Here is a 19,908-nt window from a genome sequence, read left to right as displayed (position 1 = left end):
CTTGTGCGAAGACGTTGAGCCAAGTGGCGAACTTTTCGGCGTTTCACTGCCATCGACAATTCACCACCTTCGTGGGCGTGCCTGTTTCAGGTTATGTACAGTTGATGCGGCTACGACGCGCAGTGCATGGCCTGTCCTCCCTCGCGGATTACTCGGTACTGGAAGCCGCGCTCAGTGCGGGCTTCGAAAGCCCCGAAGCATTTTCCCGGGCATTCAGGCGGGCGTTCGGTTGGTTTGGATCGATCGTCGTTGAGTTCATCGTCGTAAGCTGCCTCTCGCCAAGGGGCAGCTATTGGCCTGGACTGTGTAAAAACCCAGACACTGTTTTGAAGTCTGCGTCGCTACGTAAGATCTGCCAATAAACGGTGAATCAGCCGGGTCTGAAATTTGCGCAGGAACGCGACTTTCGTTCGAGTTCTGACTGTCAAACCTGCTCTAAACAGTTTTGACAAATTCACGCGCACAAAAAGATGCGCATAAAATTGAATCTATACAAATCAAGTAACCAATGTTAGTTTCGGGTCGCCCCTCGGGCACCAATTAAGAAAGGTCTTGCCTGGCAAGGCCTTTTTTTCGTCTGCTGGAAAGTGGCTGCTTTTATAGGAGCTGCCGAAGGCTGCGATCTTTTGATCTTCCTCTGTTTCACCAACAGGACATCTCAAAGGATTCATTGCATGGAAACGTCACTGGAAACCGTCGCCCTGTTCTCCCTCAAACTCGCTTATGAGGAAGAAGGCCTGAGCCCGATTCTGCGAGATGACATGGTCATGGGGGATTACCAGAAAGACGTGTTCGAGTTGCTGGTGAAACGTCGCGATATCCAGACCATCCAATTCAAGCTGAACGAGTGCCTGGGGTTGGCGATGAATGCGTTGGGCGGTGTCGAGAAACCGCTGGGGCGTGAGCTGCACAAGCTGTCAGCCGATTTCAGTCAGGCGCAATCGCTGGAGCAACTCGATCAGCCGCTCCTCGCGCTCAAGGGTTATTTGAAGGAAATTCTCTAAACAGACGCGCGATCTGAAGAAACATCCCTTCGGATTACTTCAGTACCTTTACCACTCGAATGTCGATGGGAAACCCATCTGGCCCTTCCAGCTTCTTCCATCCCACGTATTGAAAAACCGCGTCCTGATCGATGGTGTCTCCCCTCTCTACCATTTCTCCGCCCAGCACCGCCACCCCTTTATAGATGGCGCAGTTGCCCTCATCGGGATGGGCGGTGTAGATCACATAAGGTTTGACGTACTGCACGGCGCGGAAATGTCGGCCGCAGCCCCAGTCGACCGTGATCATCAGGGTCTTCAGGTAGTCTTCGCCATCCGTTTCCGAATCCTCGGCGAGCTCTTTGAGCTTGCCAAGTCCGCCGACGTCGCTAAAGCCCAGGGCGCGGGCGCGCTTGTATTCCGGAGACTCCTGGTGCTCGGCCTGATCTTTGAAGTATTGCTGTTGAAGCTCTGCAACCAGGACCTCCTCTTCCTTGTTCCGGATCTCGAACGCTTGCGCAATGACGTTTTCGCAACGGGCATATTCGGGAGAGGCAAGGTTTGCCTGGGCGAGGTGATCGCGATGGACGTAAAGAGTGTGATTCAAGCTGTCGACGCGGTTCAACGCTTGCCTGGTCGTCATGACCCCGTTTTGAACGTTGTTCACTACTTGCTGAAAACCCTGACAATCGGAGAGGTATCCTTTCCAGGCGACCTCCGGGGTTTCATCCCAGCCGGCAAACGCCGGGGTCATTACGATGGCGAAGAGGAATGCGCCGAGCAGGCGCGAGACAGAAGAAACAATCGGCATGCGTAGTCCGTTACGTTGTTGAAGAAAGTGGCGCAAAGCTACTATTTTGCTATCTTGCCGTCCACTTCGCAGGAGGCATCTCAACCGCCTCAATAATCGCGCACTCGGGAATAAACCAATGGATGCTTTGTTGTGCTTGGCAGTGATGGCCGGAACCTGGATGTGGGTGGTGAAACAACGGGGTGAGTGGAACTTGTTACTTGCCAACCTTGCTGGCGCCGGAAGTAGCGTGGTGACCGGTATTGTGTTCACGCTGATTTACGGCGCAGTCATTGGTACGTCGATGGCGACACCAAACCTCAATCGCAGTCTGGTGGTGTTCATCACAAGCGCGGGTGTTCTGGCGGGGGTTTGGTTGTGGATTGCCAATCGCCGCCAACCCGAACATCCGGTTGCGCGTCAGTTGCTGGGCGCGGTTTGTGGCTTCGCCGCCGGCATGACGACCTTGCTGCTGCTTGCTGTGAATTATTTCCCCAACACATGATCGGACGGCGTGACTGTTTTGCTATCTTGCCGCCCATCGTCAGCGTTCACTTCGGGCGTGCGTTGATTTCAGGTTTCGAAGTATTAAGGAAAGGATCGAATGGAGTTTCTGCGTTTTCTGGCGTTTGTCGCGGCTTGGGGTTTCATGTGGCGCTGGGTGGTTAAGAACCGCGGTAGCTGGAATATCTTCTACGGCAATATTGTTGGTGCAGCGGGCGGTTTCATCGTGGCAATGGTCGTACTGTCGATTACGTTTTCGGTGTTTCCATTGGCACCGGTGCAAACCGATAGCCGCGAAACAGAGCGCGCCGCGGCAGCACTCATGCCGGAAGTAGAAAGGTCAATGGAGCCTGTACCGGTGATCGCATCGACCCCTGCCGATTCCGACAATCTTGCGACCTACGTCGCCAGCGAACCACAGAACGAGCCTTCTCCGCCCGAGTCCGCCCTTCTGCCGAACTACAGCAAACGCCTGCCCGCGTCACTGCTGGAGAAGGACTTCAAGGACAACGTGCACAACGACTTTGCCGTTTCGCGCCGATTGGCCGGCACTCATCCGAACGCGGACCGGTCCCTGATGGCGTTCATGATTTGCGAACCCTTCATCAAGAGCGCCATGCGCTTTTCCGCGTCGACCGCGATCGCCAGTGCGAAGAGCGCGAGCAGCCAGCGGTTCAAGGATCAGACCTACACCATCAGCAGCACCGTCAGCGCTCGCAACATGTTGGGCGACAACGTCAGCTACGGTTTCGACTGCTCGGTTCAACAAGTGGACAGTAAAGACACTGACAAGGCCGCGTGGCGCCTGCTCAGTCTGAAGTTGAAGAAGATCGAGTCTTAAGCCTCATTTAAGGGTTCAAGGCGCCGGCTGCGCTATCATCGCCGGCTTGTGCGCCTTGAGCTTTGCCCCGGAATGTCCCTGACACTTGCTGAACTGAATCCGCTGCCTCCCGTCTTGGCCGGCCCGCTGCTGCGACGGCTGGAACCGACGCGACTGGTGCTATGGCTGGTGGGCAGCCGACAACTGTCGCTGACCTTGCGCCTGCAAGGTGTAGGAGATATCCCTCTCGACGCCGGGAAATGCACGGTCATTCCTGTCGGTCGCAAAGCATTTGTTCATCTGATTGATGTTCCTCTCGATAGCGCCCTGCCCGGCGATACGCGTATCGACTATGACCTGCTGATCGACCACACAGCCGGTATCGCCGACTGGGCGCCGCATCTGCTGTACGGCGATGCGACGAGCCCGAACTTCGTCCTGCGCTCGCGGATCGACCAACTGCTGCACGGGTCCTGTCGCAAGCCGCATCACCCGGCAACCGATGGCTTGCTGTGTGTCGACCAATTGCTGGCAGACGAAACCGATCCGCAACAACGCCCGGCACTGTTGATGATGAGCGGTGACCAGGTCTACGCCGACGACGTTGCCGGCCCGATGCTGCGGGCGATCCACGCCTTGATCGAACGCCTTGGCCTGTACGATGAACACCTCGAAGGCGCCGTCGTCAGCGACAGCGCCAGGCTTTACGAACACCCAGCCAGTTACTACCACCGCGCGGATTTGTTACCGGCGCTGGAAAGCAACGAGACCTTGCGTGAGCGATTTTTCGGTGGCGCGCGTAAGCCGATTTTCACCAGCAGCAGTGCCGACAATCATCTGGTGACTTTCGCCGAGGTCATGGCGATGTACTTGCTGGTGTGGTCGCCGACGGCCTGGACGCTGATCAATCCGCAAACGCCCGAACTGACGCCTGCACGGCTCAAGCGCTATACCCTCGAACAGACTCGCATCATTGGCTTCAAGGCCGGCTTGGGCAATGTCGCCCGGGCGTTGGCGCACCTGCCAAGCCTGATGATTTTCGACGATCACGACATCACCGATGACTGGAACCTGTCCGCGCAATGGGAGGAAACGGCCTACGGCCATCCGTTCTCCAAACGCATCATCGGTAACGCCTTGATCGCGTATATGTTGTGCCAGGGCTGGGGCAATAACCCTGATGCCTTCAAGGATGTCCTGGAGAAAACCGGATGCCTGAGCGCCAGCGGCGATGATCAGTACCTCGACAGCCCGGTACAGGACGCGCTGATTGATGACCTGCTGCGTTTTCAGAATTGGCATTTCGTATTGCCGAGCAGTCCGGCGCTGCTGGTCATCGACACCCGCACCCGCCGCTGGCGCAGTGAAATGGCGCTCAAGCAACCGTCGGGCTTGCTTGACTGGGAAGCCTTGAGCGAGTTGCAGCAGGCGTTGCTCGATCACCCGTCGGCGATCATCGTTTCACCGGCGCCGATCTTCGGCGTGAAGCTGATTGAAACCGTGCAGAAGCTGTTCAGCTGGTGCGGTTACCCGCTGCTGGTGGACGCGGAAAACTGGATGGCCCATCGCGGCGCCGCACAGGTGATCCTGAATATTTTCCGACACTCGCGTACCCCCGGTAACTACGTGGTGCTGTCCGGCGATGTGCATTATTCCTTCGTCTACGAAGTGCTGATCCGGCACCGCAAGGCCGGTCCGCGGATCTGGCAGATCACCAGCAGCGGGATCAAGAACGAGTTTCCGAAAACCTTGCTGGAGTGGTTCGACCGGCTCAATCGCTGGCTCTACTCGCCGCGCTCGCCACTCAACTGGTTTACCAAACGCCGACGCATGCGCATCGTGCCGTACAGGCCCGAACATGCAGAGGCCGGTGAACGCTTGTGGAACTCGGCGGGGATCGGGCAGGTGTTTTTCAATGAACAGGGGCAGCCGAGCGAGATCATTCAGCACAATTCAAATGGGGCGGAGAAGACGCGGATGCTGGCGCCGGAGTTGACGGATTATCCTGATTAGCGCCTCGCATTTTTCCAATGTGGGCGAGCCTGCTCGCGCATGCGATTGATCATTCAATATAAGTATCGACTGACCCACCGCCATCGCGAGCAGGCGCGCTCCCACAGGTGTCATCGGTTGCCTGTCAGTGCGCGGTTACAGCAAGCCCCACACCTCTGACAATCATCCCCACCTCGCGCTCATCAATCGTCAGCGGTGGCAGCAACCGTATCGTCTTGCCACGCGTGACGTTGATCAGCAACCCATGATCCCGTGCGGCAATCAGCGTCAGATCACGCACCGGCTGTTTCAACTCGATACCGATCATCAAGCCATGCCCACGAATCGCCAGTACATTCGGATTGTCTGCCAGTTCTGCGCGCAGGCGAGTCAACAGGCGATCCCCCTGAATCCGCGCGTTTTCCAGCAGCCCCTGTTCTTCGATGATATCCAGCACCGTGCAACCGACCCGGCAAGCCAGCGGATTGCCACCGAACGTACTGCCATGACTGCCGGGCGTGAACAGATCCGCCGCCTTGCCCCGTGCCAGGCAGGCGCCGATCGGTACGCCATTGCCCAGCCCCTTGGCCAGGGTCATCACATCCGGAACGATGTCTTCATGCTGGAACGCGAACCACCGGCCGGTGCGGCCGATGCCAGTCTGGATTTCGTCGAGCATCAGCAGCCAGGCGCGCCGGCTGCACAGGTCACGCAGGGCTTTCAGGTAACCGGGTGGAGCCAGTTGTACGCCGCTTTCGCCTTGAATCGGCTCGACGAGAATCGCAACGATCCGCTCGCCATGCTTTTGCTGCACCTGCTCCAGCGCCACCAGGTCACCGAACGGCACTTTGATGAAATCCCCCGGAAGTTCGTTGAAACCCAGGCGCACCGCCGGGCCATCGCTGGCCGACAAGGTGCCCAGCGTGCGGCCATGAAACGCGTTGGCCATGACCACCACCAGCGGCTGTTCGATGCCTTTGCGCCAGCCGTACAAACGCGCCAGTTTCAGTGCGGTTTCGTTGGCTTCAGCACCGGAGTTGTTGAAGAACGCCCGATCCATCCCCGACAACCCGGTCAGCCGCTTCGCCAGTTGCTGCTGCCAGTCGATGCTGTACAGGTTCGACGTGTGCAACAGCAGCCCTGCCTGCTCGCTGATGGCAGCGACAATACGCGGATGCGAATGGCCAACGTTGGTCACCGCAACGCCAGCGACGGCATCGAGATATTCACGACCGGCCTGATCCCACAGGCGAGTGCCCAGGCCCTTGGTGAAACTCAAGGCCAGCGGTTGGTAAGTGTTCATCAGGGCGGCGGTCATGACTTCAAACTCCAGTGCAGGTCGGTGTGTCTGCAGTATGGTTAGCCACCAGAACTGGATAAACTCGGCAAAACTTCTTTCATTTAAAAGCAGGGCTTTATAATGGACCTGTTCCAGTCGATGAATGTTTACGTCAAAGTCGTTGAAGCCGGGAGCATGACGGCAGCCGCGTTGCAGTGCGACATGTCAACGACCATGGTCGGCAATCACCTGCGGGCGCTGGAGCAACGGCTCGGCGTGCAACTGCTGCAACGCACCACCCGGCGACAACGGCTTACCGAATTTGGCAGTGTTTATTACCAGCGCTGCCTGGAAGTATTGGGGTTGGTCGCCGACTCCGAACGCCTGGCCGAACAGACCCTCGATCAACCCCGGGGCATGCTGCGCCTCACCGCGCCGCTGACGTTCGGCGTTGAACGGCTGGCGCCGGCGCTCAGTGAGTTTTCCTTGCTGTACCCACAGGTCAAACTCGATGTGGTGCTGACCAACAGCCGTCCCGACCTACTGGAGAGCGGTCTCGATGTGGCGTTTCGGCTCGGCAATTTCGAGCAGTCCAACCTGATCGCCCGGCCCTTGATCGACTACACCCTGACCGCGTGCGCGTCGCCGCAATATGTCGCCCGGCGCGGCATGCCGAAAACGCCGGAAGACTTGCAGCATCACGATTGCCTGTCGTTCGCCTATCCCGCCGGTGATGACTGGCAATCAGTGGAAAAACGTTGGCGCCTCAGCGGCCCCGACGGGGAGATCATGGTCGACGTCAGCGGGCCGATGCTGATCAACAGTTCCGCCGGGCTGCATCAGGCTGCCCGCACCGGCATGGGCATCGTGATGTTGCCGGATGCGCTGGTGGAACAAGACCTGCGCGAAGGCCGCCTGATAAAAGTGATCGCCGATTTCCAGCCACCCAGCCGACCGATGCATCTGCTCTACGCACCGGATCGCTATCGCTTGCCGAAACTGCGTCGTTTCGTAGAGTTTGTCATGCTGCGCTGGGGTAAATCCTGACGTCACTTGCACCAGCCCACCATGAAGAATCGCTGACAAGGACCCGAACAGCAGATGAACAACACACTCAACGTACGCGATTTGCAGCCCGCCGAAACGCAATCGGTGCAGCAGTTTCTCGGGCAGCATGGCTGGGGCCATCGCACCGGCTCAGCTGAACACTTCGCCCAGTTGATCGAGCACTCTCAGCGCACCGCCGTCGCCGTCCAGGGTGAGCGCATCATCGGTTTCGCTCGCGGGATCACCGATGGCTTGTCCAACGGCTACCTGTCGATGGTGGTGGTCGATGAGCAGCATCGGCGTGCAGGGATTGGCCGCGCACTGGTCGAGCACATCATGGGCGACAACCCGGGTATCACGTGGGTGCTGCGTGCCGGGCGCGAAGGCGCTGAGACTTTTTTCGCCAGCCTGGGTTTCGAGACCTCGGTGATTGCCATGGAACGGCCGCGCCGGAAATAGCACGAGCCGGGAAAAAACTCGACCGGCAGACCGTTGTTCCGTGACAACACCGCCCCGCTCCCCTAAATTAACCGGCCTGAAAAAGACCTCGCGCTTTCTCATCTCCACTCAAGTTAAAAAAGTAGTGAAATTTCAATGTCCGATTTCAACACCGCTGAATCCGTAGTCACCGAATCGTCCAAAGCGGAATACGAAAACTCCATCAATCTTTCACAACACCTCCCACAAGCCAAAATCATCAGCGAGATGGTGCTGGATGCATTCCAGTCCACCCGCGAAAGCGACCAGATCCGCGAACTGCGCGCCGCGATCCGTCAAGCGCACGACAGCTTCGATGACGACAAGGCCTACGAGCTGATGGGCGAACTCAAGCGCCTGAAAGACGCCGAAGCCGCCGACATCGCCGCCCTGGAAGACCTGAGCAGCAAGTTCTCGATCGGCCGCATCCTGTCCAGCTTCAAGGACGATCCGGCGTTTCAGGAAATCGTTTATGGCCTGGCGCTGAAAGTGCTGAACCAGACTCATCAGGCGATCAGTAACCCGAGCGGTGGCAAGAGCAAAGCGGCCAAGAAGAAAGAAGTCGAAATCTTCACCATCAGCAAGGACGGTATGAGCGTAACGCTGCCGTTGCGCACTCCGCGTTCGCGCCTGAACGTTGACCGTGCAGCGCTGGAATTCCTCGGTTTCACCTTCGTCGGTGAAGGCGAAGAAGCGGAACTGGAAAGCGAAACGTTCCTCGACAACGCCGGCACCGAGCAGGCGGTAAACCGCAAGAACATCATCACCGCGCTGCAACAGCAGACCGCGTTCGATGGCTACAGCATCGCCGCGCAGTAATCGCGCAGCTGCTGTACGGAAAAGCCCCGCGCTGATATTCAGGCGGGGCTTTTTGGTTTTCGGCGGGCGTTAGTGGAATGGCGTAAATCCCAGCCCCTCACCCCAGCCCTCTCCCAAGGGAGAGGGAGCCGATCGGGAGATATTGAAGCGACGCATCGAAATGAACGTACTGTGCGGAATCCGCTATCGACTCGATCTCTCAGGTCGATGTATAGCGCAAGACGCCTCGGTCAGTCCCCTCCCCGTCCGGGCGGTCCGACGTTTCGGGAGGGTCAGGGTGAGGGCAAGCTGCCAAATCACCTTCAAGCCGACGGATGCAACGCTACAATCATGTCCACTTCAATCGCCGCGTTCTTCGGCAACTGATACACACCGACCGTGCTGCGCGTGTGCCGGCCGGCATCGCCGAGCACATGGCTGAACACGTCCGACGCGCCGTTGGCCACTTCGCTAAGGTCAACAAAGTCCGGCGTCGACTTCACGTACACGGTGACTCGCAACAACGCCTTGATCTTGTCCAGCGAACCCACCGCATCAACGATCAGCGCCAGGCAGCGCATCGCACTGATGCTGGCGGCGGCCTGCGCATCCTTGAGGGTCAACTCCAGGCCGACACGCCCCAGGTACTGAATCTTGCCGTTAGTGCGCGGCACCATACCGCTGATGTAAAGCTCATCATGATGACGGATCAGCGGCGCGTAATTGCCACCGGCGGTGTTCTCGCCATAAATGTCGTAGTTCAGCTCTTGGGCCAGGGCGATGAAGCGTTCATCACAGGTCATCCTCTCAGTCATTTCGCCCAGCCTCTTGATCTATGCGTGAAATATCGCGGAGTAAAACAGTTGAGCGCCGAGGGAATGGCATGGCGCTATCACTGACATGGCTGGATCCAAATCTAGGAGGTTTGCGGCGATACCGCAACCTGCCTGCCTGAAGCGCTTGTTGCGTTGCGGCCATTGGCGGCACATCAAATCAGCATAATCCACCCAACAAAAAACCCCGCACATCTCTCAATGTGCGGGGTTTTTCTTGAAGCCTCGAAACCTTACGGCGCGTACGTCAGCAGCAGCTCTGCGGGCACCTTGAAGTCCAGGGACATCATGACGCTCAACGCAGTGATGGTGAAGATCGAGAACACGAACAGCTTGCGTGCCCAGACCGTGTCATCCACTGCCTTGTAGCCGGTCCAGGCCATGTACAGCCAGTACATGCCCATGGCCGCGGCAACGGCGAGGTAGCTCATGCCGGCGTAACCGCTGAAGGTCAGCATCAAGGTCGCTACGAGGAACGCCAGGATGTAGAGCAGGATGTGCTTCTTGGCCACTTGAATCCCGCGCTTAACGGGCAGCACCGGAATCGATGCGGCCAGGTAATCGTTGAAGCGGAAGATCGCGATGGCGTAGGAATGCGGCATCTGCCACAGGCTGAACATCACCAGCAACGTCAGCGCGGCCATGTCGAAGCTGTTGGTTACGGCGACGTAACCGATCACTGGCGGCATGGCGCCCGACAGACTGCCCACCAGCGTGCCGTGAACCGACTTGCGCTTGAGGTACAGGCTGTAGAAGCCGACGTAGATGATAAAGCCGATGACCGCGAACAGCGCGGCCAACGGGTTGGCTACCTTGTACAACAACGCAACGCCGAGAACACCAAGGATGGTCGCGTAAACCAGGGCCAGTTTCAGGGAGATCAAGCCCTGCACCAGTACCCGGTTTTTAGTGCGTTCCATCTTCAGGTCGATGTCGCGGTCGATGCAGTTGTTGAACACGCAACCGGACGCTACAACCAGGGAGGTGCCGATCATGGCTGCCAGAAACACCGCCAGATCGACATGCCCTTTCGAGGCCAGGAAGAACCCGCCTGCCACAGAAAGCACGTTACCGAAAATGATCCCCGGTTTGGTGATTTGGATAAAGTGCTTGAGCGACATCGGGTCTTACCTCACTTCGCCATCATGTACGTGTGGATGCTGAACATGATCCACAGCGACAGGCCAACCAGCAGCACGATCACGATCGCCGTAAAGACGAATGCAATCACGTTGTTACGCTGAGCAATGGAACGGTCCAGGTGCAGGAAGTAATACAGGTGAACGATCACCTGGATCACTGCGAACAGCAGAACGATTGCCAGCGTGGTGGCCTTCGGCAGGCTCGGGTACATCACCAGGCCGAACGGTATGACGGTCAGGATCACCGACAGGATGAAGCCAATGGCGTACGACTTTACGCTGCCGTGGCCAGCATCATGGCTGTCATGGGAGTGTGCATTAGCCATTACAGAGTCCCCATCAGGTAAACAACGGTGAATACGCAGATCCACACCACGTCCAGGAAGTGCCAGAACAGGCTCAGGCAGCTCAGACGGGTCTTGTTGGTCGCCGTCAGGCCGTGCTTGTTGACCTGGTACATCATGATGCCCATCCAGATCAGACCTGCGGATACGTGCAGACCGTGGGTACCGACCAGGGTGAAGAACGCGGACAGGAAGCCCGAACGGCTAGGACCGAAGCCCTCGGAGATCAGCAGGTGGAACTCGTTGATCTCCATGGCGATAAAGCCTGCGCCCAGCAGGAAGGTCATGAACAACCAACCCAGTACCGCCTGCTTCTTGCCTTTGTACAACGCCAGCATGGCGAAGCCGTAGGTGATCGAACTGAACAACAGCAGAGCGGTTTCGCCCAGCACGTATGGCAGTTCGAAGATGTCGTGGCCCGACGGGCCACCGGCTACGTTGTTTACCAGTACTGCGTACACCGCGAAGATCGACGCAAACAGAATGCAGTCGGTCATCAGGTAGAGCCAGAAACCGTATACGGTCATCTCGCCCGAGTCGTGGTGATGGTCATCGTGCCCATGGTCACCATGGGCGTGTCCAACATTGGTCACTAAATTCGACATGGTTTAAGCCTGTTCCAACGAGGTTTCAACACGGGTGGCACCGGCCGGGATTTTCCCTGCCGCGACCAGACGCTTGTGCTGCTCGGCTTCGATACGCTCGATCGTTTCAACCGGAACCATATAGCCCTGGTCGTCACGTGCAGCGTGGATCACGAAGTAGATGACGGTGCCGGCCAGGCTGGCGATCGCCAACCACCAGATGTGCCAGATCATCGCGAAACCGAAGACGGTCAACAGTGCGCCCATCACCACGCCAGTGGCGGTGTTGTTCGGCATGTGGATCGGCTCGTACTTGGCCGGACGCTGGTACGCAGTACCGTTTTCCTTGGCTTCGGTGAACGGGTCGATGCAGTCAGCCTTAGGCAGCACAGCGAAGTTGTAGAACGGAGGTGGCGACGAGGTCGACCATTCCAGGGTGTGTGCATTCCACGGGTCACCGTGATCGCAAACGTTCTCTGGCTTGTTACGGTCACGCACGCTCACATAGAGCTGGATCAGCTGGCAGGCAATACCGACAGCGATCATCACCGCACCGAACATGGCAACGTACAGGTACGGTACCCACTCAGGGTTGGTGGTGGCATTCAGACGACGGGTCATGCCCATGAAGCCCAGTGCATAGAGCGGCATGAACGCGACGAAGAAGCCCGAGATCCAGAACCAGAACGCTGCTTTACCCCAGCCTTCGTGCAGCTTGAAGCCGAACGCTTTCGGGAAGTAGAACGCGAAACCAGCGATGTAACCGAATACCGCACCGCCGATGATCACGTTGTGGAAGTGCGCGATCACGAACAGGCTGTTGTGCAGCACAAAGTCAGCACCCGGGATGGCCAGCAGTACGCCGGTCATGCCGCCGATGGCGAAGGTCACCATGAAGCCCAGAGTCCACATAACCTGGCTGGTGAAGCGCAGACGGCCCTGATAGATGGTGAACAGCCAGTTGAACAGTTTCACACCCGTCGGGATGGAAATCAGCATCGTCGCCAGACCGAAGAAGGCGTTGACGCTGGCACCCGAACCCATGGTGAAGAAGTGGTGCAGCCAAACCATGAAGCCCAGTACCGAGATCGCGCCCGAGGCGTAGATCATCGAGTGGTGGCCGAACAGTTTCTTGCCGGTGAACGCCGAGATCACTTCCGAGAAGATGCCGAATGCCGGCAGGATCAGGATGTAAACCTCAGGGTGGCCCCAGGCCCAGAACAGGTTGACGTACATCATTGGATTGCCACCAAGTTCATTGGTGAAAATGTGGAAATCCATGTAACGGTCAAGGGTCAGCAGTGCCAGGGTCGCGGTCAGGATCGGGAACGAAGCCACGATCAGAACGTTTGCCCAGGTGCAGGTCCAGGTGAAGATCGGCATGTCCATCAGTTTCATGCCAGGGGTACGCATTTTCAGTACGGTCGCGAGGAAGTTAACCCCCGTCAGCGTCGTACCTAACCCGGATAGCTGTAGCGCCCAGATGTAGTAGTCCATACCCACGCCAGGGCTGTATTGCAGACCCGACAATGGTGGATAGGCAACCCAACCGGTCTTGGCGAATTCGCCGACGCCCAGGGACAGGTTGATCAGCACAACGCCGGACACCAGCAACCAGAAGCTCAGGGAGTTCAGGAACGGGAACGCAACGTCACGCGCGCCGATCTGCAGCGGCACTGCAAGGTTCATCAGGCCGGTGAAGAATGGCATCGCCATGAAGATGATCATGATCACACCGTGAGCGGTGAAGATCTGGTCATAGTGTTCAGGTGGCAGGTAGCCAGGCGAACCCTCGGTGGCCATGGCCAACTGGGTACGCATCATGATGGCGTCGGCAAAACCGCGCAGCAGCATGACCATGGCAACGATGATGTACATCACGCCGATTTTCTTGTGGTCGACCGAGGTCAACCACTCGGTCCACAAGTAGGTCCACTTCTTGAAGTAGGTGATTGCAGCGAACAGCGCCAGACCACCGAGGGCGATCATGGCGATGGTCACCATCACGATCGGCTCGTGGAATGGGACTGCTTCCCAACTTAATTTACCAAACATCGTTTACTCCTCTGCCCCGGCAGCTGAATGCGAACTCGAGTCAATTTCCGTGGCCGCCACTTCTTTCTCTTTCTTCTCGTGCTTCAGCGGCTTGCCCGGCTTCATACCTTCGTACTTGTCGACGATGATCTGAAACTGGTTCGGCGTGACCGAGGAGTAGAGCTCGACTGGGTTGTTCTGGCTCGGTTTGGCAAGGGCCGCATATTCAGCTTGATCAAGCTGTTTAGGTGACTTCTTGACTTCACTTACCCAGGCGTCGAAATCTTCCTGAGTGGTGGAGATAGCCTTGAATTTCATACCGGTGAAACCCGCGCCGCTGTAGTTGGCGGAGATACCGTCCATTTCAGCGTTACGGTCAGCGATCAGGTGCAGCTTGGTCTGCATGCCCGCCATCGCGTAGATCTGGCCGCCCAGACCCGGGATGAAGAACGAGTTCATCACAGCGTCAGAGGTGATCTTGAAGTTGATTGGCGTGTGCGCCGGGAACACGATCTTGTTGACCGTGGCAATGCCTTGTTCCGGGTAGATGAACAGCCACTTCCAGTCCAGCGCAACGACTTCGATGGTCACTGGCTTGACGTCGGATTGAATTGGACGATACGGGTCCAGTTCGTGGGTCGAAATGTAGGTGATGTAACCCAGGGCAATGATGATCAGGACCGGAATGGTCCAGACTGCCACTTCGATTTTGGTCGAGTGCGACCATTTCGGGGTGTACACGGCGTTCTTGTTGGACGCGCGGTACTTCCAGGCGAACAGGAAGGTCATGACGATAACCGGCACAACGACCAACAGCATCAGCAGCGTGGCGGTGATGATCAGGTTGCGCTGTTCCAGGCCGACCTGGCCCGTTGGATTGAGCAAGGTCATGTTGCAGCCTCCCAGCAACAACGTGCCGAGCAGCGGCACTAGGCCTAGTAATCTGGGGTACCTGTTTTTACTCATCTCACGACCTCTAAAGCAGCTTGCGCAATGCAGTTGGGTTTTGATCGCCAACACTTCACCCTGCCAAGGGTTGGCATTTTCTTTGGATTGAATAAGGGCCGCCCGTCGCGCGTCAGACGCTCGACAAAACCTTGGGACAGCGGTCAGTTCTTATTCGAATTCGTGGTCAAAGGCCTTGTTACAGACCAATTCCATTTGGTGCGGAAAGTTGGAAGGCACCGACACCTGGGTGTCTCAAAAGCCTTTCGGCCTGCTCGACACCCGACTTCCTGTCCAGTTCCTTAATAAAGGTTGAACAGTGCCGGGAATTCAATGCGGGCGATTGTAGATAGGTAGCGCCCTATACACCATGTCTTATCCCGAAATAATTTTTATCGCTCAGAGCAACAATCCATCACCGTTTTTGCAAAAGTTCCGCATCTTATCGAAATCAATTCTCAACAAAAACACCAAAAAATGTAGGTCTATCCACCTCAGTTCAGACAGCTCTGAACGCTTTCTCCCACCACCGAATCGGCGCAAAGCCCGATATTCAAAGGCCTCTGGCCATCTCCCGGAGCTTGTTAAAACTGCCTGATCTGGCACACACGTGCAAAACCAGAAAAATACCGAAACAGACCAATCCTTTTTTGTAACATTACGCCATTCCGTGTCGTTCAATCGGCTTGCGACACGCTCTGTGTGACAACATGTCGCACACCTGTCGCACCCATCCTTGCCATTCGTCACGGTGATTTCACAAACACTCTGAAATGCAAAACGCCCCGATGAGCTGATCCGCAAATCGGGGCGTTTTCTGTATCGGCCAATCCGCCGAAGAGTTGACTCAGCGCAGTGTTTTTCGGTTACGCGAGGTCAACAGCGGCACCAGGATCACCACCAGCACGAATGCCAGCAGTGCCCATTGCGCCAGCGACAGACCGAGAATCGGCGGGTACGGCGTCGAGCAGAAACCGTCGACCTGGAAGCCCAGCGGGAAGATCTTCGCCAGCGGCAGGTCATCGACAATCGGCTGCAGCACATCAATGCCGCAACTCACTGCCGGATAGAACTGGGTGTAGACGTGATGCCCGGCAACACCGGCGCCGGCAATCGCGCAAATGACCACCAGCACTTCGAACACGGTGATGCTGCGGCGGCTGCGCATGGCCGCGCCAACGAAGGCGAACAGCGCGATCAGCAGCAGTGCATAACGCTGCAGGATGCACAGCGGGCACGGTGCCTCACCCAACACAATCTGCATGTACAGCGCACCGCCGATCAGTGCCAGGCAGATAATCCCCAGCAGCACCAGAAAGCGCCGCTCACGTCCCAGTCGAATCGTTTCCTCGCTCATCGCGTTTCCCTTGTATGTCCATGGTTCAGCTGGCCGGCGGCTGCGCTTGCAGTTGCGCCATCAGGCTGATGTTGTCTTCGATATGCCAATTGGCCGCGATGCGACCGTTGTCGATCTGATAGATATCGGTTGCCCGGAAGTCTACACGCTGGCCCTGCCCTTTGAGAGCCTTGAACGTGCCGCTGAAGTGCCCGCGAAAGTGCAGATGCACCACCACGCGGTCTCCGGCGATGATCATTTGTTCGATCTCACAGCTCAGGTCCGGCACCGCCGTACGAAAGAACTTCGACGCCAGCAACGGTCCGGTCGGTCCCTGCACCCGGCCTTCGGGCGGTGTCTTGTCGACAAATTGCGGCGACAAGGCTGCCGTGGCCAGGGCCTCTTCACCGGAATTCCAGAAACTGCCATAGCGCCGTGCGGCCAGTTCCATGGCTTCTACCTGTGCCTTGGACAGGCTCTGATCGACGATCAGGGTCTGCGGTTTTATCAGGGCAGATTCGGCAAAAGCAAAAGGGCTGGCCAGCAACGCGGCCGAAAGACCGATGGCTGCGAAGCTGAAACGACGAGCGAAGATGAAGTGCGACATGGGGCGATCCTGATCAGGTCAACGAACGAGCGCCTATCATCAGCATCGGGGAATAAACGATAAACCGGTTAAGAAACGATTAACCTTTAAACAGAATTTAATAATCAGGACCGCATAACGGCCAATCGCGGGCAAGCCCGCTCCCACAGGTCTGGCATCGTTCACAGATGCTGTGTACGACATAAATCCTGTGGGAGCGGGCTTGCCCGCGATGCAGACGACTCGGTCTCAGGAGTTATTCCAAAGCAGCAGCCGGTCCGAAGAACTCATACCGGCTCTGCTGCTCCGGCACGCCCAGCGCTTTCAGATGGCGCTTGATCGCCCCCATAAAACCCTTCGGCCCAAGAAAGTAAGCGTCGACATCCCGTTGCGCTGGCAGCCACTCGCCCAACTGCTCCTGAGTCAACATCCCGACCTTGTCCGCCGCCGGACTGACGCCGTCGTCTTCGGCATAGCAATAAAACCGCTTGAGTTGCGGATGCCGCGCCGCCAACCCGTCGATCCAGTCGCGGAACGCATGCACGCTGCCATTGCGCGCGCAGTGGATAAAGTGCACCGGCCGCTCGCTCTCCAGCGCCGCTTCGAGCATCGCCAGCGTCGGAGTGATGCCCACGCCGCCACTGATCAACACCAGCGGTTTATCGCTGGCAGTCAGGGTAAATTCGCCCGATGGCGGGAACAGCTGAATGCTCGAGCCGACGTGCAATTGATCGTGCAAGTGGTTGGAGGCGCGACCACCCGGTTCGCGTTTAACGCTGATGCGGTACTGACCGTTGTTCGCCAGCGCCGACAGCGAATAATTGCGGCGGACTTCTTCGCCGTCGAGGATCAGCTTCATGCCGATGTACTGACCCGGTTCAGCCGCAAGGATCGGGCCTTTGTCGGCCGGTTCGAAGTAGAAGGAAACGATTTCCGCACTCTCTTCGACCTTCGCCGCCACGATGAACTCACGCGCCCCGCGCCAGCCGCCGACAGCTTGCTCTTTCTGATCGTAGATGGCGGTTTCGGCGCCGATCAGGATCTCGGCCAACTGACCGTACGCCGCCCCCCACGCACTCATCACCTCGGGCGTGGCGATCTCATCGCCGAGCACTTCGGAAATGGCGCGCAGCAAGCAGGTGCCGACAATCGGGTAGTGCTCCGGCAGGATTTGCAGGGCCACGTGCTTGTTGATGATCTTCGCCACCAGATCGCCCAATTGGTCGAGCTGGTCGATGTGGCGCGCGTACATCAGCACACCGTTGGCCAAGGCACGCGGTTGATCACCGCTGGCCTGGTGCGCCTGGTTGAACAGCGGACGGACTTCGGGGTATTCGGAGAGCATCATGCGATAGAAATGCGTGATCAGCGCCTCACCACCGCTTTCGAGCAGAGGCACAGTGGATTTGACGATGGCACGATCCTGGACGCTAAGCATAAGAGTGACTCCTGAGCTTTTTTGATAAGTTGCCTTAGGCTTATCAGTTTTCGTGCCAGATATTTTATTCATACAAATCAATAATTTAAGAAACACGTAGTCATTTCGACACGAAGACCTTTATAGTCATCCCGACTACATCTTGTCTCTTTGACTACATCACCATGTCCGCCAAATCCCTGCTCACCGCCCTGCTGCCTTTAGTCTCCGATCTGTCCCGCGAACTGCCCGAGGGCGAGCGCTATCGACGCCTGCTCCAAGCCATGCGCGCCCTCCTGCCGTGCGATGCCGCCGCATTGTTGCGCCTGGAAGGTGAATCGCTGGTGCCGCTGGCGGTGGACGGTTTGAGTACCGACACCCTGGGCCGGCGCTTCAAAGTCAGCGAGCACCCGCGCTTTGAAATTCTGCTGGCCGGCGCCGGGCCGACACGGTTCGCCGCCGACAGCGATTTGCCTGATCCTTATGACGGCCTGGTCGAAGGCCTCGCCGATCACCTCGAAGTCCACGACTGCCTCGGGTGCCCGCTGTTCGTCGATGAAAAACTTTGGGGCCTGATCACCCTTGACGCCCTTGATCCCGAGCGTTTCGAGCCGATCGAACTCGACGTCCTGCAAGCCTTTGCCAGCCTCGCCTCGGCCACGGTCAACGCCGCCGAGCGCATCGAACGCCTGGCCGTCCGCGCCGAAGACGAACACCAGCGCGCCGAGGTCTATCGCCAGGCCAGCGGCCAGCAGCACCGCGAAATGATCGGACAGAGCAAGGCGCTCAAGAAATTGGTGGAAGAAATCAACCTGGTCGGCGGCAGCGATCTGACCGTGCTGATCACTGGCGAAACCGGGGTCGGCAAGGAATTGGTCGCCCAAGCCATCCACGCCGCGTCACCGCGCGCCGACCAACCGATCATCAGCCTCAACTGCGCCGCGCTGCCCGACACGCTGGTCGAGAGCGAACTGTTCGGCCACGTGCGCGGCGCCTTCACCGGCGCCACCAGCGACCGTCGCGGCAAGTTCGAACTGGCCAATGGCGGCACGCTGTTTCTCGATGAAGTCGGCGAGTTGTCGCTGACCGTGCAGGCCAAGTTGTTGCGCGTGTTACAGAGCGGCCAGTTACAGCGGCTGGGTTCGGACAAGGAACATCAGGTCGATGTACGCCTGATCGCCGCGACCAACCGCGACCTGGCCGAAGAAGTGCGCAGCGGTCGTTATCGCGCCGACTTCTACCATCGCTTGAGCGTGTACCCACTGCGGGTGCCGGCATTGCGCGATCGCGGGCGTGATGTGTTGTTGCTCAGCGGCTTTTTTCTGGAGCAGAACCGCTCGCGCATGGGCCTCAACAGCCTGCGCCTGAGCAGCGACGCCCAGGAAGCGTTGCTCGCCTACACTTGGCCGGGCAACGTGCGCGAACTGGAACACTTGATCGGGCGCAGCGCGCTGAAGGCCTTGGGCAACTGCAAAGTGCGGCCGAAGATCCTCAGCCTCAGTGCGGCAGATCTGGATCTGCCGCGTGAGGTTGTGGATAACTCGGTTGAGCCGGTTGCCGGTGTCGTGGCTGAGATGCCGCTCATCAGCGGGGATCTGCGCAGTGCTACCGAGCAGTATCAGCGGCGTTTGATCAGTGCGGCGCTGGAACGCAATCAGGATAACTGGGCGAGTGCGGCGCGGGAGTTGGGGCTGGATCGGGCGAACCTGGGCCGCATGGCTAAACGTCTGGGGATGAAGAGCTAAAAGCACCCTCACCCTAGCCCTCTCCCGGAGGGAGAGGGGACTGACCGAGGTGTTTTGCGTAATACGCCGACCTGAAATATCGATTCGATTATGGATTCGGCAGCGCAGGTTCAGGTCGGTGAGTTACGACAATGTCCCCCAATGGCGCCCTCTCCCTCCGGGAGGTTCAGGTCGTGAACTACTACAATATCCCCCAATCGGCCCCCTCTCCCTCCGGGAGAGGGCTGGGGTGAGGGGCAGTGATCGAGAGAA

The 19,908-nt window shown here is 57.9% G+C and carries 19 protein-coding genes and 1 pseudogene (1 of these 20 only partly in view); 9 read left to right on the top strand and 11 right to left on the bottom strand.

The genetic code is table 11. From position 1 onward, the window contains the following. Window positions 1-230: pseudogene (locus K5Y35_RS12935) on the top strand (helix-turn-helix domain-containing protein) (its annotated part extends 83 nt beyond the left edge of the window); the annotation flags it as partial. A 444-nt stretch (window positions 231-674) separates the two neighbouring features. After that, window positions 675-1,004: a hypothetical protein gene (locus tag K5Y35_RS12930; protein WP_222834339.1), complete on the top strand. Its 330-nt coding sequence runs from the start codon at window positions 675-677 to the stop codon at window positions 1,002-1,004. A 34-nt stretch (window positions 1,005-1,038) separates the two neighbouring features. Here the strand turns inward: K5Y35_RS12930 and K5Y35_RS12925 are convergent, their stop codons facing one another. Next, entirely contained in the window at window positions 1,039-1,794 is a 756-nt protein-coding gene (locus K5Y35_RS12925) for a hypothetical protein (RefSeq protein WP_222834338.1), read from the bottom strand. Between the two features lie 118 nt (window positions 1,795-1,912). On the opposite strand from K5Y35_RS12925, the gene K5Y35_RS12920 reads away from it, so the two are divergent. The 3 genes from K5Y35_RS12920 (at window position 1,913) to K5Y35_RS12910 (ending at window position 5,110) form a co-directional block, all read left to right on the top strand. After that, entirely contained in the window at window positions 1,913-2,278 is a 366-nt protein-coding gene (locus K5Y35_RS12920; protein ID WP_128614994.1) for a hypothetical protein, read from the top strand. Window positions 2,279-2,377: 99 nt separating this feature from the next. Further along, window positions 2,378-3,118 (top strand): hypothetical protein, encoded by a 741-nt coding sequence (locus tag K5Y35_RS12915; protein WP_222834337.1) that lies wholly within the window; start codon window positions 2,378-2,380, stop codon window positions 3,116-3,118. A 72-nt stretch (window positions 3,119-3,190) separates the two neighbouring features. Further along, on the top strand, window positions 3,191-5,110 hold the full coding sequence (locus tag K5Y35_RS12910) for an alkaline phosphatase D family protein (RefSeq protein ID WP_222834336.1): 1,920 nt from the start codon (window positions 3,191-3,193) through the stop codon (window positions 5,108-5,110). Between the two features lie 124 nt (window positions 5,111-5,234). Here the strand turns inward: K5Y35_RS12910 and K5Y35_RS12905 are convergent, their stop codons facing one another. Beyond that, window positions 5,235-6,407 (bottom strand): aspartate aminotransferase family protein, encoded by a 1,173-nt coding sequence (locus K5Y35_RS12905; protein WP_222834335.1) that lies wholly within the window; start codon window positions 6,405-6,407, stop codon window positions 5,235-5,237. A gap of 102 nt (window positions 6,408-6,509) precedes the next feature. On the opposite strand from K5Y35_RS12905, the gene K5Y35_RS12900 reads away from it, so the two are divergent. From K5Y35_RS12900 to K5Y35_RS12890, 3 genes are all read left to right on the top strand, one after another. Then, window positions 6,510-7,415: a LysR family transcriptional regulator gene (locus K5Y35_RS12900; RefSeq protein ID WP_222834334.1), complete on the top strand. Its 906-nt coding sequence runs from the start codon at window positions 6,510-6,512 to the stop codon at window positions 7,413-7,415. 54 nt (window positions 7,416-7,469) lie between these two features. Next, window positions 7,470-7,874 carry a GNAT family N-acetyltransferase gene (locus K5Y35_RS12895; RefSeq protein ID WP_222834333.1) on the top strand — a complete coding sequence of 135 codons (405 nt, stop codon included), beginning with the start codon at window positions 7,470-7,472 and terminating at the stop codon, window positions 7,872-7,874. A gap of 135 nt (window positions 7,875-8,009) precedes the next feature. Further along, window positions 8,010-8,711: a hypothetical protein gene (locus K5Y35_RS12890; RefSeq protein WP_123463191.1), complete on the top strand. Its 702-nt coding sequence runs from the start codon at window positions 8,010-8,012 to the stop codon at window positions 8,709-8,711. Between the two features lie 302 nt (window positions 8,712-9,013). On the opposite strand, the gene K5Y35_RS12885 is transcribed toward K5Y35_RS12890, so the two are convergent. The 9 genes from K5Y35_RS12885 to hmpA form a co-directional block, all read right to left on the bottom strand. Next, window positions 9,014-9,505 (bottom strand): RidA family protein, encoded by a 492-nt coding sequence (locus K5Y35_RS12885; RefSeq protein WP_222834332.1) that lies wholly within the window; start codon window positions 9,503-9,505, stop codon window positions 9,014-9,016. Window positions 9,506-9,756: 251 nt separating this feature from the next. After that, window positions 9,757-10,644 carry a heme o synthase gene (cyoE, locus tag K5Y35_RS12880; RefSeq protein WP_007916939.1) on the bottom strand — a complete coding sequence of 296 codons (888 nt, stop codon included), beginning with the start codon at window positions 10,642-10,644 and terminating at the stop codon, window positions 9,757-9,759. Between the two features lie 11 nt (window positions 10,645-10,655). After that, window positions 10,656-10,991, bottom strand: a complete 336-nt coding sequence (cyoD, locus tag K5Y35_RS12875) for a cytochrome o ubiquinol oxidase subunit IV (RefSeq protein ID WP_007916940.1) — start codon at window positions 10,989-10,991, stop codon at window positions 10,656-10,658. Then, on the bottom strand, window positions 10,991-11,614 hold the full coding sequence (gene cyoC / locus K5Y35_RS12870) for a cytochrome o ubiquinol oxidase subunit III (RefSeq protein WP_007916943.1): 624 nt from the start codon (window positions 11,612-11,614) through the stop codon (window positions 10,991-10,993). Before cyoC ends, cyoD begins: the two co-directional genes overlap by 1 nt. Before the next feature lie 3 nt (window positions 11,615-11,617). Continuing rightward, window positions 11,618-13,648 carry a cytochrome o ubiquinol oxidase subunit I gene (gene cyoB, locus K5Y35_RS12865; protein ID WP_103304511.1) on the bottom strand — a complete coding sequence of 677 codons (2,031 nt, stop codon included), beginning with the start codon at window positions 13,646-13,648 and terminating at the stop codon, window positions 11,618-11,620. A 3-nt stretch (window positions 13,649-13,651) separates the two neighbouring features. Then, complete coding sequence (gene cyoA / locus K5Y35_RS12860) at window positions 13,652-14,593, bottom strand: ubiquinol oxidase subunit II (RefSeq protein ID WP_007916947.1); 942 nt, start codon at window positions 14,591-14,593, stop codon at window positions 13,652-13,654. An 826-nt stretch (window positions 14,594-15,419) separates the two neighbouring features. Beyond that, a complete protein-coding gene (locus K5Y35_RS12855; protein ID WP_123463187.1) occupies window positions 15,420-15,929 on the bottom strand; it encodes a disulfide bond formation protein B in 510 nt (169 codons plus the stop codon). A gap of 25 nt (window positions 15,930-15,954) precedes the next feature. Next, a complete protein-coding gene (locus K5Y35_RS12850; protein WP_186748525.1) occupies window positions 15,955-16,515 on the bottom strand; it encodes an ester cyclase in 561 nt (186 codons plus the stop codon). A 235-nt stretch (window positions 16,516-16,750) separates the two neighbouring features. Next, window positions 16,751-17,932 (bottom strand): NO-inducible flavohemoprotein, encoded by a 1,182-nt coding sequence (gene hmpA, locus K5Y35_RS12845; protein ID WP_222834331.1) that lies wholly within the window; start codon window positions 17,930-17,932, stop codon window positions 16,751-16,753. Between the two features lie 164 nt (window positions 17,933-18,096). Between hmpA and norR the strand changes: the two genes are divergently transcribed. After that, the gene (norR, locus tag K5Y35_RS12840; protein ID WP_123463181.1) at window positions 18,097-19,656 is read left to right on the top strand and encodes a nitric oxide reductase transcriptional regulator NorR; all 1,560 of its coding nucleotides are present in this window, start codon (window positions 18,097-18,099) and stop codon (window positions 19,654-19,656) included. Window positions 19,657-19,908: the final 252 nt, after the last annotated feature.

Origin of the sequence: Pseudomonas sp. SC3(2021) (assembly GCF_019856535.1) — a bacterium.
Taxonomy (GTDB): Bacteria; Pseudomonadota; Gammaproteobacteria; order Pseudomonadales; family Pseudomonadaceae; genus Aquipseudomonas; species Aquipseudomonas monsensis.
The sequence above is the reverse complement of the archived record's forward strand: the minus strand, read 5'-3'. Positions and strand labels throughout refer to the sequence as shown.